Source organism: Bacillus stratosphericus, assembly GCF_020524495.1.
Taxonomy (GTDB): domain Bacteria; phylum Bacillota; class Bacilli; order Bacillales; family Bacillaceae; genus Bacillus; species Bacillus stratosphericus_B.
Genome location: NZ_JAIVLB010000003.1, coordinates 15,445 through 31,871 on the forward strand (window position 1 = coordinate 15,445; position 16,427 = coordinate 31,871).

At 39.2% G+C, this 16,427-nt stretch carries 17 protein-coding genes; 7 read left to right on the plus strand and 10 right to left on the minus strand.

Annotation, left to right across the window (positions count from 1 at the left end; translation table 11 throughout):
- The first annotated feature begins 3 nt into the window (after positions 1-3).
- The 3 genes from LC033_RS01685 to LC033_RS01695 are packed head-to-tail and all read left to right on the plus strand — an operon-like array spanning position 4 to position 2,760.
- Complete coding sequence (locus LC033_RS01685) at positions 4-1,095, plus strand: ABC transporter ATP-binding protein (RefSeq protein ID WP_226566562.1); 1,092 nt, start codon at positions 4-6, stop codon at positions 1,093-1,095.
- Positions 1,095-1,967 carry an ABC transporter permease gene (locus tag LC033_RS01690; RefSeq protein WP_226566563.1) on the plus strand — a complete coding sequence of 291 codons (873 nt, stop codon included), beginning with the start codon at positions 1,095-1,097 and terminating at the stop codon, positions 1,965-1,967. The genes LC033_RS01685 and LC033_RS01690 overlap by 1 nt, the downstream gene beginning before the upstream one ends.
- Entirely contained in the window at positions 1,957-2,760 is an 804-nt protein-coding gene (locus LC033_RS01695; RefSeq protein ID WP_226566564.1) for an ABC transporter permease, read from the plus strand. Before LC033_RS01690 ends, LC033_RS01695 begins: the two co-directional genes overlap by 11 nt.
- A 179-nt stretch (positions 2,761-2,939) precedes the next feature.
- Here LC033_RS01695 and LC033_RS01700 read toward each other — a convergent pair whose 3' ends face one another.
- From LC033_RS01700 to tcyA, 9 genes are all read right to left on the minus strand, one after another.
- On the minus strand, positions 2,940-3,479 hold the full coding sequence (locus LC033_RS01700; protein ID WP_226566565.1) for a hypothetical protein: 540 nt from the start codon (positions 3,477-3,479) through the stop codon (positions 2,940-2,942).
- Between the two features lie 20 nt (positions 3,480-3,499).
- Positions 3,500-4,033: a stage II sporulation protein M gene (locus tag LC033_RS01705; RefSeq protein WP_226566566.1), complete on the minus strand. Its 534-nt coding sequence runs from the start codon at positions 4,031-4,033 to the stop codon at positions 3,500-3,502.
- Positions 3,990-4,679: an ABC transporter ATP-binding protein gene (locus LC033_RS01710; RefSeq protein WP_226566567.1), complete on the minus strand. Its 690-nt coding sequence runs from the start codon at positions 4,677-4,679 to the stop codon at positions 3,990-3,992. Before LC033_RS01710 ends, LC033_RS01705 begins: the two co-directional genes overlap by 44 nt.
- An 8-nt stretch (positions 4,680-4,687) precedes the next feature.
- Positions 4,688-6,112 carry a hypothetical protein gene (locus LC033_RS01715; protein WP_226566568.1) on the minus strand — a complete coding sequence of 475 codons (1,425 nt, stop codon included), beginning with the start codon at positions 6,110-6,112 and terminating at the stop codon, positions 4,688-4,690.
- A 65-nt stretch (positions 6,113-6,177) separates the two neighbouring features.
- Positions 6,178-6,477 carry a hypothetical protein gene (locus LC033_RS01720; RefSeq protein ID WP_226566569.1) on the minus strand — a complete coding sequence of 100 codons (300 nt, stop codon included), beginning with the start codon at positions 6,475-6,477 and terminating at the stop codon, positions 6,178-6,180.
- A 256-nt stretch (positions 6,478-6,733) separates the two neighbouring features.
- Positions 6,734-7,426 carry a 4'-phosphopantetheinyl transferase family protein gene (locus tag LC033_RS01725; RefSeq protein ID WP_226566570.1) on the minus strand — a complete coding sequence of 231 codons (693 nt, stop codon included), beginning with the start codon at positions 7,424-7,426 and terminating at the stop codon, positions 6,734-6,736.
- A 177-nt stretch (positions 7,427-7,603) separates the two neighbouring features.
- Positions 7,604-8,347, minus strand: a complete 744-nt coding sequence (locus LC033_RS01730; protein ID WP_226566571.1) for an amino acid ABC transporter ATP-binding protein — start codon at positions 8,345-8,347, stop codon at positions 7,604-7,606.
- A 12-nt stretch (positions 8,348-8,359) separates the two neighbouring features.
- Positions 8,360-9,052: an amino acid ABC transporter permease gene (locus LC033_RS01735; RefSeq protein WP_226566572.1), complete on the minus strand. Its 693-nt coding sequence runs from the start codon at positions 9,050-9,052 to the stop codon at positions 8,360-8,362.
- A complete protein-coding gene (gene tcyA, locus LC033_RS01740; protein WP_226566573.1) occupies positions 9,039-9,854 on the minus strand; it encodes a cystine ABC transporter substrate-binding lipoprotein TcyA in 816 nt (271 codons plus the stop codon). Before tcyA ends, LC033_RS01735 begins: the two co-directional genes overlap by 14 nt.
- 322 nt (positions 9,855-10,176) lie before the next feature.
- Here tcyA and LC033_RS01745 point away from each other — a divergent pair, with 322 nt between their 5' ends.
- Positions 10,177-11,610: an amino acid permease gene (locus LC033_RS01745; protein WP_376776389.1), complete on the plus strand. Its 1,434-nt coding sequence runs from the start codon at positions 10,177-10,179 to the stop codon at positions 11,608-11,610.
- Positions 11,611-11,655: 45 nt separating this feature from the next.
- Here LC033_RS01745 and LC033_RS01750 read toward each other — a convergent pair whose 3' ends face one another.
- On the minus strand, positions 11,656-13,149 hold the full coding sequence (locus tag LC033_RS01750; protein WP_226566574.1) for a peptide MFS transporter: 1,494 nt from the start codon (positions 13,147-13,149) through the stop codon (positions 11,656-11,658).
- Positions 13,150-13,622: 473 nt separating this feature from the next.
- Between LC033_RS01750 and LC033_RS01755 the strand changes: the two genes are divergently transcribed.
- From LC033_RS01755 to scmK, 3 genes are all read left to right on the plus strand, one after another.
- Complete coding sequence (locus LC033_RS01755; RefSeq protein ID WP_226566575.1) at positions 13,623-13,760, plus strand: hypothetical protein; 138 nt, start codon at positions 13,623-13,625, stop codon at positions 13,758-13,760.
- 19 nt (positions 13,761-13,779) lie between these two features.
- Positions 13,780-14,895 carry a right-handed parallel beta-helix repeat-containing protein gene (locus tag LC033_RS01760; protein ID WP_226566576.1) on the plus strand — a complete coding sequence of 372 codons (1,116 nt, stop codon included), beginning with the start codon at positions 13,780-13,782 and terminating at the stop codon, positions 14,893-14,895.
- A gap of 200 nt (positions 14,896-15,095) precedes the next feature.
- A complete protein-coding gene (scmK, locus tag LC033_RS01765) occupies positions 15,096-16,427 on the plus strand; it encodes an LLM class flavin-dependent oxidoreductase (RefSeq protein ID WP_226566577.1) in 1,332 nt (443 codons plus the stop codon).

The window sequence follows — 16,427 nt, forward strand, 5'->3', positions numbered from 1 at the left end:
CGCATGATTGGAATCAATTTAGAACACATCAGCCAGCATTTCGGCGAGCAGATTGCTCTTGACGATGTCAGTCTTAAAGTGAATGAGGGGGAGTTTTTCTCCCTTCTTGGCCCTAGTGGCTGCGGAAAATCTACTTTACTAAACATCATTGGCGGTTTTTTAGAACCGACAAAAGGAGTCGTCTATATTGGCGATCAAGATGTGACTGCTTTACCGCCTTATCAAAGAAAAACGGGTATGGTTTTTCAAAGCTATGCACTTTTCCCACATCTCACCGTATTTGATAATGTGGCGTACGGGTTGAAGGTTCAAAAGAAAAAGAAAGGAGAAATTAAGCAAAAGGTCATGGAGAGTTTATCTCTGGTCCAATTAGAGGTATTTGAGAAACGAATGCCGCACCAATTAAGTGGTGGTCAGCAGCAGCGGGTGGCGATTGCAAGGGCGCTTGCAATTCAGCCGTCTGTTCTCCTTCTGGATGAACCGCTCAGCAACCTAGATGCAAAGCTAAGAAAAAATATGCAGACTGAGCTTCGAAATATTCAAAGGGATGTCGGGATTACGACCATTCTTGTAACTCATGATCAGGAAGAAGCCTTAAGCCTGTCAGACAGGATTGGCATTTTAGGAGAGGGAAGAATTCAGCAGATTGGGACGCCTTTAGAGGTATATCGACAGCCAAATAATCGATTTGTCGCTGAATTTATTGGGCAGGTTAATATATTTGAGGCAGTGTATGATGAATCTGGTTCCACATTCACTGTTCCACATTTAACCCAGTTAAACGGACAGCATGTTCAATTGAAGGCTGCGGTGTATAAAGAGAAGAGAGAGAAGTATTTACTCATGCTGCGTCCTGAGAGAATCAGCATATCTTCTGTGCGAGAGGAAATACAACCAAACCATGTCACAGGCATTTTAGCATACGTCAATTATATAGGGCACTCTTTACGTTTGGTCGTGGGGCTTAATAGAGGTGAAATTATTGTGCATGCATCAGACGCAGCATTTCCTCAGATTCCAGAAGTTGGGGAAACTGTGCATATTCATTGGCAGCCTGAAGATATCGTTTTCTTAGATTCGAAGGTGCATACGTGATGCGAATCAAAAAAAAGAATCAACGATTTCATTGGTTTATGCTGCTGCCAGCTTGTTTGTTTCTTGTTGTATTCCTTCTTGTTCCGCTTGTGATGATGTTCGTCCTTAGTTTTCGTGATGTTGATTCAATGATGAATACATTACAATCCTATAGCTTTTCTCAATATATATATATGTTTACGACAGATGCGTATGTGAAGGCAATTGGAAGTACAGTGTGGGTAGCATTAAAGACAACAGTAATTTGTTTATTGATGGCTTATCCTGCAGCGTATCTTCTAGTAAAGGCACCTACCCCGCGACTACGGGCATTTCTCTATATCCTACTTGTGTCGCCACTTTTGACAAGTATTGTCATTCGGACGTTTGCATGGATCGTTCTTCTCTCGCAACATGGTTTGATCAATGGCATGTTATTAGATTTACATGTGATTGAGCAGCCCTTATCTATGCTGTGGAATATGAATGCGGTGATTATTGCTTATGTTCAAGTGATGCTACCTTTTGCGGTGCTGCCTATTGCAACCAGCTTAACTGAAATGGATCGTCATTTAAGACAGGCTTCTATGAGTCTTGGGGCTGGGCGTATTCGTACTTTTTTACATGTGACCTTACCACTTACCATTCCAGGCATGATCACTGGGGCGATTATTGTCTTCTCATTAGCAGCGGGGAGCTATATCACCCCGCTTTTAGTCGGCGGACGAATGCAGCCGCTGCTCCCGTTATCTATTTATCAGCAGGTCATGCAAGTCTATAACCTACCTCTTGCTGCTGCCATGTCGTTTACCTTGTTGGTTTGTGTGCTCGTGGTGGTCAGTCTACTAAGCTATCTGTTGAAGTGTTGGGAGGCGAGAATGAATGCGTCATAAGTCAATAAGTGATCGCTTGCTTTCAACCTTGATTTGGATTGCTGGCTCACTAGTTTATCTCTTTTTAGCCATACCTGTTCTTGTCATTGTCCTTTCTGCTTTTAGTCCGAATGCCTTTCCTGAATTTCCACCGACTTCGTTTTCAGTCCGCTGGTTTCAAGAAGTCGTGTCGAATCCAGAATGGATGGAATCTTTGCGCACCAGTGCCATTCTGCTATTGATTGTTACGCCTCTCACTGTTCTTTTTGGAACGATGGCTTCGTATGCTTTAGCGAGGCTTTCTTTTAAGGGGAAGGAGGCCATTCAAGCTTTCATTTTGTCACCTCTCATGATTCCGCAGGTGGTGTTAGGAATTGCCATGCTTTACTTGTTTACGGCTATGGGCTTTACAGGGTCTCTGTGGGCGCTAGTCATTGGTCACATCATTATCGGTTTTCCATATGTGATTCGAACGGTTGGCGTCAGTGTCTCGAATCTTGATCCGCGTCTTGAGCTAGCTTCGATGAATCTTGGTGCCGGCCCGATTCGCACTTTCTTTCGAGTGACGATGCCATTGATTAAGCCAGGAATCATTGCGGGTGGTGTATTTTCAACTGTGACGTCATTTGGGGAAATATCGATCAGTTTGTTCGTCTCCTCTCCCCAAACCATTACGATTCCAGTGAGAACATTTAATTACATTGAGCAAACCTTTGATCCAAGTGTCAATGCGATATCTGTCATATTTATTATCATTTCTATCATTGCGTTGCTTATTATCGAGAAAACGATCGGCCTGTCTAAAGTGATGTAAATATAAAGAAGAAACAAGGAGCTTTCATTTGAAATGACAGCTAAGCTTGTAGAGAAAACGATGTTTTTCTACAGGCTTTTTTGTTTAAATGGTTTTGAATTAGTTTCCATATTGATGAAAGAAACAGAAAAAGGCTGTCGATTTTCTCGACAGCCTGACGGCCCATAATGGACATTTTTCTACTGTGGAATGAAACTGGAAAACGCTGATATAGCTAAAGAAAATAAGAATAATAATACAAATGGAATATAAAATTTATAACTTCTGTTTTCTTTATCTTTTACGTAGGAATAGCACCATAAACTAAATGATGCTATAACAAAAATGTTGGCATCCCATAGAAATGGAAGTGTAATCATATGTTCAGCATTAGATACATTCAAGAGGTATAAAATAATAACAATTACATTACCTATTAAAATGCAGTAATAAGCCATTATCCCTCTTTTAAATATGCTTTTATAGGATTCATTTATCCCGAGAGTAACAAAACTTAGAAAGACAACTAATGAAAAAAATAAAACTTCTACTATTGGTTTAAATGTTTCTCCAATAACAGCAAGTGATATGCCTATCCACTTACTTACTTCAATTATATCTCGATTTCCTTCGAGCTGTAGATCTAGTAGATTCTTATTAATTTCATCCATTTTCAATATAGAAAGGATGAAGGCTATTATACCAGAGAGTATACTTACGACTATAATATGTTTTTTCATAATAACATCCTTTTTCAATATCAAATTTTTATAAAATAAAATTCAATAATTGAAGCAATAAATAACAAGAAAACTCCTGTTATAAGCTGTTTGAAGTAGGTTTTTCCTTTTGTTTTAAATGAAATTCTGTCTTTAGAAAGAAGGTATCGTATAATGTGTCTTGATATATCAAACGAGACAAAATAGAAAAGGAAAAGACCAATAATTTCTGGAGGTAAATGGAAAATTATATAGTATAATGCTACATCAAACCCATATATATATGTATATGATATAAAGAATGCTCCAAGGAAAAAGCCATTTAAAAAAATAATGATACTAGAAAGTAAACCTAAACTAACTATACCTGATATTAATATAAGGAGTGACACAGAAAGGTTATTCATAAAAATTTCTTGATAGCTATCAATCTGTATGTTGTCTTTAAAATCTATACTATCAATAAACGTTGAAGCAAAAATACTTAAGGTAAACCCCCCCAGAAATAGTATTAAAAAAACTGAAAAATTTTTAAGATAATTTTTCAAAAAACTGTTTTTCGATTTGATCTTCATGAAACGTCACTCCTGAAGATTTTTTTTCTGAGTGTATGATACTACCATTATCAATGAAAAGGATTTCATCGCATAAATCTGCTGCAAATTGAATGATATGTGTGGAGAGCAAAATGATTTTGTTGTCGTCTCTGAAACTTCTTAAATGTATTTTCATGTCAGCCATGTTTGTAGGATCAAGACCTGTAAAAGGCTCATCTAATAAAATGATGTTTGGATGATGTAATATTGTTAAAATAAAAGACATTCTTTGTCTCATTCCTCGTGAAAGAGTAGATGAACGACGATGAGCTTGTTCTTTTAATCCATATTTGCTCAACAGATCATTGACTTGATCAATTTCTAAGGGTTGTTCTACAAGCATGGATTGGTATTTGATCAACTCAAAACAGGTTAAGTTTTCAAATAGAGTCGGATCGTCTTCCATGTATCCGACAGAAGAAAAAGTTTGCTTACTATTATTTATTAATATTTGACCTTCATCTGGGTTTATTAATCCAGCTATCATTTCTAAAATAGTAGTTTTTCCAGCACCGTTTTTACCTAATAGTCCAATAATTGAACCTTCTTTGAAATGCATTTCATTAATCATGACTTTAAAGTTAGATTGTTTGTATTCTTTGGTTAGATTATGAACTGATAACATACAATCCCTCACTCAAATAATGTTTTAAAAGATTTATAGTTTTTATGTATTGTTCTATCCCAAAATGTAAGTATTAAAGATACAATTATAATTGTACTAGCGATCATAACTGTATTTGTCACAATGAAATACACTGTGCTATTTGTGGAGATAACTGATAAAGCTAAAATAAAACCATAGCAAATATTTAAAGTCAATTTACTTAGGGAACTTGGCACTTGATAAACAAACTCCCATTTAAAATAAGGAAATAAAATAGTTGAACCGACAGTGCAAATAGCGATTAGAATGCTAGTGTTTATTAAAGTAATTATCACGAAAACAGGCTGATCTAAACGTATTGTAAAACTAGAAAAAATGGTATATAAAATACAAAAAAACGAATGTAGTATGATAGATAAAATAATTTTAACTTTAATTTTGTTTTTTACCAAATTAGGTAATTTTTGTTTTAAAGGGAGAATTGGACCGTCAATATCAAAAGAAACATAAGATTGTATTGCGTTTGATATAAGAATCATAGGGAAAATCACACTAAAAATAAATAAAAAATCATTTTCTATATTCGGTGTTTCAAGTTGGTTTGTATTAACACCATAAAGAATTAGACCAAATAACCCCCCAGATATGGTTAATATAAATAGTAAAACAGACCATTGGATAGGTGGGGTTCTCATTAGGAGTGTAATTTCATAAAACAAAATATGATTAAACTTTCTAGATGTTCCTTTTTGTTTTTCTTTAGTTTTTTTATGAAAATAAAAAATTGGTACATTACGAATATTTAATTTCCAATTTTTAACTAACAGTAAACTAATGAATGTGAAGATGAAAATAATATAAATTGAATAACGAGGTAAAGGGTTTGTTAATAAATTGAATTTGTATACAGTGAATACCCAAATTGCAACGAGACCTGTCGTTATATACCCAATTGTTGATGAAATTGCAAAAAATTTAGGATTTGAAAGAAGTAACAAGACATGTAATCTAAGTAGATACCCTAAAATGAAAGAAGTGACGCCCAAAGCTGCTAATGTAATAGATTCGTTATACCCGTTTATACTTAAATTTGTTAAGTAAGACCCTAAAAAGAAGAAAAATAAACCTGCAATAATACTGAAAAACTTGCTCATGTCTTTGCCGAAAATGTACTGATCTAGATGAATTTTTAAAATAGCCATCTGTTTTTTATCTGAAGAGAAAAGGATTCTCATCAAACTCTTATCAATATTTACTGTTAACATTAAGATGAAGAATGATAGATAGATTATTGATAAATTTTTAACGAAATAAGTAGTTAATACACCTAGTAATAGGGGTGTGATTATGTATAAGAAAGCAAATAATACAAAAATGAGAGTGTTATTACGTTGATGTCTTCTTAAATCGTTGATTAACAAGATTTTTGTGTATGTTAAATATTTATGCATTTATAACACTTCCATTTTAAAAGATGTATAGAGAAGGTAGTTACACCTTCTCTATTAAATAATTTTTAGAAAGAAATAGCGTATTTCACTCCATGTTTTCTAGCATAACTAATTACTAGAGAAGCAATAGCACCAAGTCCAAAAGTTCCTAAGACAGCAGCGATAGCACCAACTGTACCAGCTGCATTTAGAATTGCACTAATAGAAGTTAATGCCCAACCAGGTATTTGAGGATAGTTTGCTACTAGATTTGCAAAAGGTGTAACTGGTTCAAGAATCAATAAAATCAAAGTTGTTAAAGTTAGAGTAAAAACAAGACTCAAGCCTAAAAAAGCAAAAAATCTGTTTTTTAATCCTATTTCCATATTTAACACCCCCTTCCTTACTTATATATCCATATTATACACAAAAAGGAATTTTAATAAATAGTTTTTTAATACTGTATTTCATTTAGTTAAACATAAAATTCAGATTTATTTTAATGAGTTGTCATAATTGACAGAACATACATTTTCTAAAATTAGCAACTGATTAACTGTTGTAACATCTGGCATGTGAAGAAGAGCAATTAACACGTGGAGTGGATTTGCTAAAGACGGCACTTCAGCAAATCACACGTTATTAGAGACGGGACAGAACCTCTCTGCAAGTGAATGTCTCTACGCTCTCAGCCGCAACAGGCTTTCTCGTGCATACGGCCATTTGATAGGCAGGATCAAGTGAGTATGTTTGGACAAAGCAAGGGGCTTCATGATCAGGTAATGTCAAAGTAGCCTGTCCATCTTCTGACAGACGGGCTGTAAAGGACGAGAGCCCGTAGGATAATCCCTGTCCGGTCAGCTTGATAAAGGCCTCCTTCATTGACCAAAGATGAAAGAAGTAGGCTTCTTGCCGTTCCACTGGCTGTGAAAGTAAATCCTGATATTCATCAGCTGAAAAAAATCGCTTGGCAATCGCTAGATCAACGGGCTTCATTTCCTCAATATCGATGCCAACGGGTGCATCATCTACTGCGCACACTACCCAATCGCCAGAGTGAGAAAGATTAAAATGAAAGGAAGGGACTTGCTGGACAACAGGCTTGCCATTCCCTTCTGTTTCAAAAACGACCTGATCGATAGGCAGATCGTACATATCATGAATCATTTGACGAATCAGCACGTCACCTAACAGCGTTCTTCTTGCATCAATCAGAAAACGGAAACGCTCAGCCGCTACGCGCTTTTCAGGTGACACAAAGGGCTTCAGTTGATCTATTTGTTTTCGTGCATCTATTTCATCTAATTGTTGTAATTGGATAGCGAAAATCTTCATAATGAACCTCAATTTTTTTTACATTTATTGTACCATTTGACGAACACCGTGCGAAGCATCCTTTTCAATAAAAGCATAAAGTGACGGCGGGATCACGATGGTCTAAAATATTCTGTGATTTTTGCACAAAAAAGATAGAAAAAGACTGCTCTCATCACGTGAGAACAGCCTTTTTGATCATACTGGATTCAAAATCCGGTTTAAGAATTGCATTGTTCGTTCTTCCTTCGGTCGTTTGAAAATTTCTTCTGGAGGACCTTGTTCGACGATGACACCGCCATCAATAAAAATCACTTCGTCCGCCACTTCTTGGGCAAACTTGATTTCATGTGTGACAACCGCCATGGTCCAGCCTTCTTTGGCCAGATCCTTCATGACCTTTAAGACTTCCCCGACAAGCTCAGGGTCAAGCGCAGAAGTTGGTTCATCAAAAAGCATAAGCTCTGGCTGAATAGCTAGTGCTCGGGCAATGCCGACACGCTGCTTTTGTCCGCCTGACAGCTGGAATGGGTAAAGATCTTTTTTATCTTCAAGCCCAACCTTTTGTAAGAGTTGGATGGCTTCTTTTCGAACCGTTTCCTTCGTCCGGCGCTGTACTTGGACAGGACCTTCCATTACATTTTCAAGAACTGTGCGGTGTGGAAACAGGTGATAATCCTGAAACACCATTCCCGACTTACGACGAAGCTTCAGCAGGTCAGCTGGTTTAATCTTTTTTGAAAAATCAATCGAGAAATCATCGAAGGTAAAGGAGCCGCCATTTGGTGTTTCAAGTGCATTTAAACAGCGAAGCATCGTTGTTTTTCCTGAACCTGATGGCCCCAAAATGGCTACAACCTGCCCTTTGTTGATCGTAAAATCAATCGACTTTAATATCTCATTTTCACCAAAGGATTTGTTTAAGCCTTTGACTGTTAGCATGTCGTTCCCTCCTTACCTTGCGACATATCGATCAAGTCGTTTTTCAATTTGGTTCTGCACGAGCGATAGAATGAAGCAGATTATCCAATAGATCAAAGCTGCTTCCATATAAACGAACAAAATTTGATCCAAGTTCGCCGCAGCAATTTCCTGTGATTTACGGAAAAGCTCTGCGACGAGGATTTGGGAAGCAAGGGACGTATCCTTCACTAGGCTAATAAATGAATTAGATAGTGGTGGAATCGATACACGAACAGCCTGCGGTAAAATGACACGGACGAGCGTTTTGCGCTGAGTCATCCCAATGGAATAACCAGCTTCCCATTGTGCCTTTGGAACAGAAAGGACGGATGCTCGGATAATTTCCGAGGCATACGCACCTACGTTTAATGAAAAAGCAATAATGGCACTTGGATATGGATCAAGTGTGATATTAAATGTCGGAAAGAAATAGAAAATAATAAACAATTGCACAAAAAGCGGCGTTCCACGAACGGCCGATACATAAATGGAAAAAATCCATCTGAGCGCTTTGATCTTAGACATTCTAGCAAGAGCTGTTACAAGTGCGATAAAAAGACCAATAATAAAGGCAATGATGGCCAAGGGAATTGTATAATAAATTCCTTGCATCACCATTGGCCAAAAAGATTGCTGCAGAAGATCCCACGGAATGACAACTCCTAGGAAATTATTTTGAAACATCTTCACCAAACCATTTCTTAGAAATCTTAGCGAGTGTACCGTCTTTCTTCATTTCTTTTAATGCGCCATTCACTTTGTCAACGACTTCGCCGCTGCCTTTTCTGAACACAAAATAGGTTTCTTGAGGATCTCCTGTTTCAAATGCAACTTTCAGGCTTTTGTTATCGCTTGTTTTCAAGTAATTCAATACAGCCAATTTGTCATTAAACGTCAGATCAGCACGTCCTTGTTGGATCAATTGAATGGATTGTGCAAGACCTTCAACGCCTTCAATCTTAGCACCAGCATCTGTGGCTAGTTTATTGTAGTTGCTTGTTAACGATTGTGCTGCTTTTTTTCCTTTGACATCAGATAGTTTCTTAATGTCGTTGTTATCTGATTTTGTCACAACAATCGCTTGAGATGTTGTGTATTTATCAGAGAAATCATATTGATTTTCACGTCCAGTTTTACCAACTTGGTTCGCTACCACGTCAAAACGCTTTGAATTCAATCCAGCAAACATGCTGTCCCATTGTGTTTCTTTGAATTCTGGTTTTAAGTCAAGGCGTTTTGCTACTTCTGTGATGACCTCTACATCATAGCCAGTTAATTTATCTGTCTTTTTGTCATGGAATGTGAAGGGAGCATAAATACCTTCTGTACCTATTGTTAATACGCCTTTATCCTGAATAGATTTCCACAGGTCACCTGATTCCTTCGACTCAGATTGTTTATTAGCGTTGTCGTTTGTAGTTGATCCACATGCAGTGATCAATGCAACACTAGCCCCTAAAATAATGGCAAAGAACATTTTTTTCATTTTATTCCCCACTTTTCTTGTTGGTATTTACAACATTGATCATACAGAGAAGCAACCTAAAAGTAAAGCCTTGAAATTATCTTGAGCGAATCCCACCAACTTTATGCCTTCAACCCTTTTCTTTCAAACCTCAATCGTCTTGAAAGTCTATCACCTTTTATTTGTGCGAACATTACTAAAATAAAGTCTTTGTGAAAGTGACGATAGAAGGAAGCATATTTATGATAAAAGATGTATAATTAGTAGGTTGTTTTGAAATGGAATGAATCACATGGAGACACGTTTTGATAACACAGCATCTTATAAGAAGGAGGGCATCATTGTGGATGTTGGACAAAATCAGCCTGAACAATTGAAAAGGACGATGACTTCCCGCCATTTATTTATGATTTCACTTGGCGGTGTCATTGGGACAGGCTTTTTCTTAGGAACGGGCTATACGATTGGACAAGCAGGGCCAGTTGGAGCCGTTCTTTCTTATATTGTGGGCGGATTGATTATGTATTTAACCATGCTGTGTCTTGGGGAGCTGTCAGTCGCACTTCCTGTGTCTGGGTCGTTTCATACGTATGCAACCAAATTTGTCAGTCCTGCAGCAGGCTTTGCTGTTGGCTGGATTTATTGGCTTGGCTGGGCGGCAACAGTCGCACTTGAATTTTTATCAGCAGGACAGCTAATGAGGCGCTGGCTCCCGCAAGTGGATGTGTGGATTTGGTGTTTGATATTTGGGTTGTGTCTTTTCTTATTAAATGCCAGGTCAGCGAAAGCGTTCGGGGAGTCGGAATTTTTCTTTTCAACCATTAAGATTATCGCTATCTTATTATTTATTGGTGTAGGCGGAGCTGCAATGTTTGGCTTGATTCAAACGACGAGCGGGGAACCGGCTCCTTACTTCAGTCATTTCGTGAGTGATGGGCTGTTTCCGAATGGCTTGCTCGCCGTTGTTGTCACAATGATCACGGTGAACTTTTCGTTCCAAGGGACAGAGCTGATCGGAATTGCGGCAGGTGAGAGCGAAAATCCTGAGAAAACTGTACCTCGCTCTATTCACCAAACGGTTTGGCGTACACTCATCTTTTTTGTCTTATCTGTTTTCGTATTAGCGGGTATGGTGCCTTGGAAGGAAGCAGGTGTACTCGAAAGCCCATTTGTCACCGTGTTTGAGAGAACGGGGATTCCTTATGCGGCAGACATCATGAACTTTGTTATTATCATCGCTTTATTATCTGTTGCAAACTCTGGCTTGTATGCTTCAACGAGAATGCTGTATTCCTTATCGAAGGAAGGAATGGCAGGAAAGGCGTTCAGACGAGTGAATCAGCGCGGTATTCCGATGAATGCTTTGCTACTTACTTTTCTGTTTACAGGCATTTCGCTATTATCTGGGTTCTTTGCAGAGAAAACCGTCTTTGTCTGGATTGTTTCAATTGCCGGCATGAGTGCCCAGGCTGGCTGGATCACGATTACATTATCACAGCTTCTTTTCCGACGAAAGTACGTGAAAGCGGGCGGAAAGCTGGAAAACTTAAAATTTAAAACACCCCTTTATCCGGTCCTGCCGATCATTGCTATCACGCTGAATTCGATTGTTTTGATCAGCCTTGCCTTTGATCCGGAGCAGCGTATCGGGTTATATGTCGGCGTACCACTCATGATTATTGGTTATGTCGTCTATCATCGCTATGTGAAAAAACATCAGGTGAAAAGTGAACCGCTCAAGCTGCAAATCCATGGAGATGATGAGATTCGTTTTTAAACCAACAAAAAGAAGCCCACCCCATCGGAAGGCTTCTTTTTTGATTTAATGTACGCCTTTCATCGCTTTCTTAATGACGGGTGAAAGCAGCAGCATGACACCACATAAGACGATAGCGATGAGGCCGATGATACCGAAATAGACGGTTTCTGGTACTTTATCAAACAGTTTGACCACTTGCGCATTGATTGCCTGTGCCATTGCATTTGAAAGAAACCAGAGGCTCATCGTTTGCGCTGAGAAAGCAGAAGGTGCAAGCTTGGTTGTCGCTGACAGCCCAACTGGTGACAAGCAAAGCTCTCCGATCACAACAAGGAAGAAACTTAGAACGAGCCATAATGGGCTCACCAATGTGTTTGGACCAGACATGTATGCAGGAATGATCATGACGATGAAGGATAACCCTGCAAACAGAAGGCCGAGTGAGAACTTGATCGGAGTAGACGGCTGTTTCTTACCAAGTCTGACCCATAGCCAAGCAAACACAGGGGACAGCAGCACAATAAAGATCGGGTTCAATGATTGGAACCAAGAAGAGGCTAGTGTCATCCCAAGGAAATTCAAATTTGTTCGTTGATCCGCATATGTGGCTAAAATGTTTGAACCTTGTTCTTGAATCGCCCAGAACATCACCGCAGCAAGGAACAATGGAATATAAGCGAGTACCCTGGATTGCTCCACTGCACTCGTCTTTTTACTGAAATACATCACAATAAAATAAACAACTGGAATGAGGACGCCAAGGACACTGACAAACCAAGTGAATAGATTAATAGTGATCGCTCCTGTTTGAATGCCAATGACAGCAAAAACAGCGAGCACAAGCACAATCAATGTTCCGAAAATTTTGAAGTTCTTGCGTTCAGTTGCTGATAGCGGATTTGTTACATAAGTGCCGGCAAGACCAAGATTCGGCTTTTTCGTGATCACAAACGTAATCAGTCCAACAAGCATACCAACGGCAGCGAGTGAGAAACCAAGATGGAAATTCACTTTTTGACCGAGTGTTCCGACAATTAATGGGGCAATAAAACCACCCATGTTGATCCCCATGTAGAAAATACTAAACCCAGAGTCCCTGCGAGGGTCCGTTTTTGTATACAGGTCACCGACAATGTTTGAGACGTTCGGCTTCAGGAGACCTGTTCCAATAATAATCAGCCCCATACTAATAAAGAGTGCTGTTGCTCCGCTTGGCAGTGCCAAAATGACATGACCAAGCATAATGAAGACCCCGCCATAAAAGACCGTACTGGAAGAACCGAATACCCGGTCGGCGAGCCATCCACCAATAATTCCTGACATATAGACAAGAGCACCGTAGACAGACATGATCGAATTGGCTGTGGTCTGGTCAAAGCCAAGACCGCCTTTTGTCACCTCTGTGTACATATAATAAATAAGCAGTGCACGCATCCCATAATAAGAAAAACGCTCCCAAAATTCAGTGAAAAACAGTGTGTAAAGTCCTTTAGGATGTCCAAAAAACCCTTTTTGAGGTACACTTTTAACAATTTTATCGTGATCAATTGTAGACATGGCATAGATCCTTTCTTAAAAAAAGAGATATGAGAAACATGATATTCTTGTATCAATATAAAACTATTCTAAAACAGGGAAATATTAGTTCAATAGGCTTAAAGACTCAAAAAATGAAAATTCATTCAAGTGAAAATGATCAGAAAGTTATCCTCAAATAATTTATATAAAATTTGAAGTATTGTACAACCAAACCTTTTGCACATGCATAGAATGACAAAAGAACATGTGTGAAAAGGAGGGGTTTAAGTTGGGGGAATTAAATGATTCTGATCTAAAAAACTGTTGTGAATGTATTGGATTTTGGCGTGATGCCGACGGAAAAACAGACTGTACGGCTAATCTAAACAAATGCTTAGAATGGACGAAAGCACAGGGCTACTCTCATGTCTGGCTACCGAGTGGAACGTATCTAGTAGATGCGTTGTACAGAGGTGATTACATTTTTTCCTTTCCGGTGTGCAGGCATACGGGTGCCAAGTCATATTTTTATTGAGATGGGGTCAGATGCGGTGATTAAAGTGAAACGGCTGTACAATTACGGATTCACGACGAAACAATATATCGATTACAGGCTGCAATGGTGTCATTGTCGAGGACTGTTTGCTTGAAAGGGCAGGGGTAAACGGGGTGGAACCGAAAATGGGGATTGATATTGAAGGATACGGAGAAAATGCGATTAATTTGGAGAAACCGCTGAATATTCAAATCCGAAACAACATTGTCAGAGGGGGTGATGCAAGCTCCATCTATAATTTCAACGGCTATGGTGTGATCATTGAAGGCAATCAAACAGATAGCAGCATCTCCTATGGCTTCGCCACAGAAACGATCATTGCAAACAATTTAATCCGTGCAGTGGGAGGGGGCGTGACAAAAGCAGGGATTACGAGCTTAGGTGTCTCGCTTGGTCAAACGGAAAACAATGTGATCATTATTGGCAATATAATTGAGGGGTTTGAGAAAGGCATTGATGTGAGGGGAGACAGTGTTCATATTACAGGCAATAAGATCAGTCTTTTTGAAGATGCGGCTGTGTCTGTTTATATGGCCAATAGCATTTTAATTGAAGGGAATCATATTGAATCAGGGACGAATACACGACTGAGAAGTGCATCACTGCGTATCTATCAATCGGATAGTGTCGTCTTTTCAAACAATACAATCTACTCTGTCATCGATGCAGCAATGGTGAGAGGAACGAATATCCTTATCCAGCATAATCAATTCAAAGAATTCAGCAGAGGGATATGGGTGCAGGAAGGAGAAGCAGGGATCAACGGCAATCACTTTATTCAAGAAGGACAATCGCTGCTCACGTCCTCGTATACCATTAGCGTCACTGGGAATGCAAAGGCTTTCATATGGCAGAATCGATTTAAGCACTATCAAAACTACGCGGTCTACAGCAGCACGACAGGGCCATTAGAGATTAAAGATAATTCCTTTAAAGAAACATCCTTATATGTTGTGATGTACATTAAAAATGGTTCACCACAAATTGGAGATAACCGCTTTTATTTAAATCGTTCAATAGGACAGCCAACGGCGATTTTTATTGACCAAGCCACCTTAGCACGTGTACTGCGGAATAACATCATCAATCTATCTCCTCAAAAAGCGATCGCCATCCGCACAATGTCTTCCACTCATTCTGTTATTGCTCATAACATGCTGGAGCGTAGTCAATTGATGACACATACAAGTGACCGGCTCATCGGAAATATTGAAATCGACACACCGTAAAAGTTAATAAAAATCCCTTATTTTGGTGGTTTAGAAGGCGGTTGACAATCATGTAAAAAGGGCATATAGTAATAATTATTTTTCATTTTTCGCAACATTCGCCCTTTTTTTATGGATAAAACCGATTAATTCAATCAGAAAAATGTATCTTTTGAGGATCTCAGCTTGATACAGTAGGATATAGAAAGGATGAAGAACAAGTGTCACAGCCAAAACGGAAGCTCAAGCTAGGCGTATTTATCGCAGGAACTGGGCATCATGTCGCCTCTTGGAGACACCCGAATGCAGTACCAGATGCAGCCATGAATCTTGATTACTTTAAACAATTAGCGAAAAAGGCAGAGGAAGGAAAGCTGGATCTGCTCTTTTTAGCCGACAGCTTATCCATTAACGAAACCTCTCATCCGAATGTATTAACGAGATTTGAACCGCTCACACTGCTTTCTTCAATTTCAGAGTCTACCTCTACAATTGGTTTAGCAGCAACAGCATCCACTACATACAGTGAGCCATTCCATATTGCGAGACAGTTTGCCTCACTCGATCATTTATCAGGCGGCAGAGCGGCATGGAATGTTGTCACATCTTCTATTGAAGAAACAGCGAAAAATTTTAGTGGAGAAGAGCATTTAGCGCACCACAAACGATATGAGCGAGCAGAAGAATTCGTAGATGTCGTCAAAGGTCTTTGGGATTCTTGGGAAGAGGATGCACTTGTGAGAAACCAAGAAACGGGAGAATTCTTCGAGACTAGTAAGCTTCATGAGTTGCAGCACAAGGGTGAGTTCTTCTCTGTACGGGGCCCACTCAACGTATCACGCACGCCGCAAGGTCAGCCAGTGATCATTCAAGCAGGGTCTTCCGAAGATGGGCAAAAACTTGCAGCTAAAACGGCTGAGCTCATTTTCACTGCGCAAAACGATCTCGACAAGGCGAAGGAATTTTATCAAAACTTAAAAGGGAAAGTAGAGGCTGCTGGACGTGCTAGAGAGGATGTTAGCATCATGCCAGGTATCTTCCCAATCATTGCCGATACAGAGGAAGAAGCAAAAGCGAAGTATGAAGAATTACAAGAGTTGATTGTTCCAGAGATTGGCCTTAGCATTTTACAAAACTACTTAGGTGGTATTAACCTCACGCAGTATCCATTAGACGGTCCGCTTCCAAAGATTGATCCAAACACGTCAAATGCGGTGAAAAGCCGTTTTGATCTTGTGATGAATATGGCGATAAAGGACAACCTGACCATTCGCCAGCTCTACCAATCTGTTGCAGGATCTCGTGGTCATCATATTTTCATTGGAACTCCTGAGCAGCTAGCAGATGTGATGGAAACATGGCTCACTGAAGAAGCGGCAGATGGCTTTAACGTCATGCCACCCCTATTACCAGAGGGACTTGATGTATTCGTAGATCGTGTCGTTCCAATCCTTCAGGAAAGAGGCTTATTCAAAACAGATTATACAGGACAAACCTTACGAGAAAATCTCGGATTAAAGCAGCCAAAAAATCGTTACACGACATCAGGATGA

Bases quoted from the DNA above. Each gene is read 5' to 3' on its own strand.
- LC033_RS01685 (WP_226566562.1), top strand. From the start codon at position 4: ATGATTGGAATCAATTTAGAACACATCAGCCAGCATTTCGGCGAGCAG.
- LC033_RS01690 (WP_226566563.1), top strand. From the start codon at position 1,095: ATGCGAATCAAAAAAAAGAATCAACGATTTCATTGGTTTATGCTGCTG.
- LC033_RS01695 (WP_226566564.1), top strand. From the start codon at position 1,957: ATGCGTCATAAGTCAATAAGTGATCGCTTGCTTTCAACCTTGATTTGG.
- LC033_RS01700 (WP_226566565.1), bottom strand. From the start codon at position 3,479: ATGAAAAAACATATTATAGTCGTAAGTATACTCTCTGGTATAATAGCC.
- LC033_RS01705 (WP_226566566.1), bottom strand. From the start codon at position 4,033: ATGAAGATCAAATCGAAAAACAGTTTTTTGAAAAATTATCTTAAAAAT.
- LC033_RS01710 (WP_226566567.1), bottom strand. From the start codon at position 4,679: ATGTTATCAGTTCATAATCTAACCAAAGAATACAAACAATCTAACTTT.
- LC033_RS01715 (WP_226566568.1), bottom strand. From the start codon at position 6,112: ATGCATAAATATTTAACATACACAAAAATCTTGTTAATCAACGATTTA.
- LC033_RS01720 (WP_226566569.1), bottom strand. From the start codon at position 6,477: ATGGAAATAGGATTAAAAAACAGATTTTTTGCTTTTTTAGGCTTGAGT.
- LC033_RS01725 (WP_226566570.1), bottom strand. From the start codon at position 7,426: ATGAAGATTTTCGCTATCCAATTACAACAATTAGATGAAATAGATGCA.
- LC033_RS01730 (WP_226566571.1), bottom strand. From the start codon at position 8,347: ATGCTAACAGTCAAAGGCTTAAACAAATCCTTTGGTGAAAATGAGATA.
- LC033_RS01735 (WP_226566572.1), bottom strand. From the start codon at position 9,052: ATGTTTCAAAATAATTTCCTAGGAGTTGTCATTCCGTGGGATCTTCTG.
- tcyA (WP_226566573.1), bottom strand. From the start codon at position 9,854: ATGAAAAAAATGTTCTTTGCCATTATTTTAGGGGCTAGTGTTGCATTG.
- LC033_RS01750 (WP_226566574.1), bottom strand. From the start codon at position 13,149: ATGTCTACAATTGATCACGATAAAATTGTTAAAAGTGTACCTCAAAAA.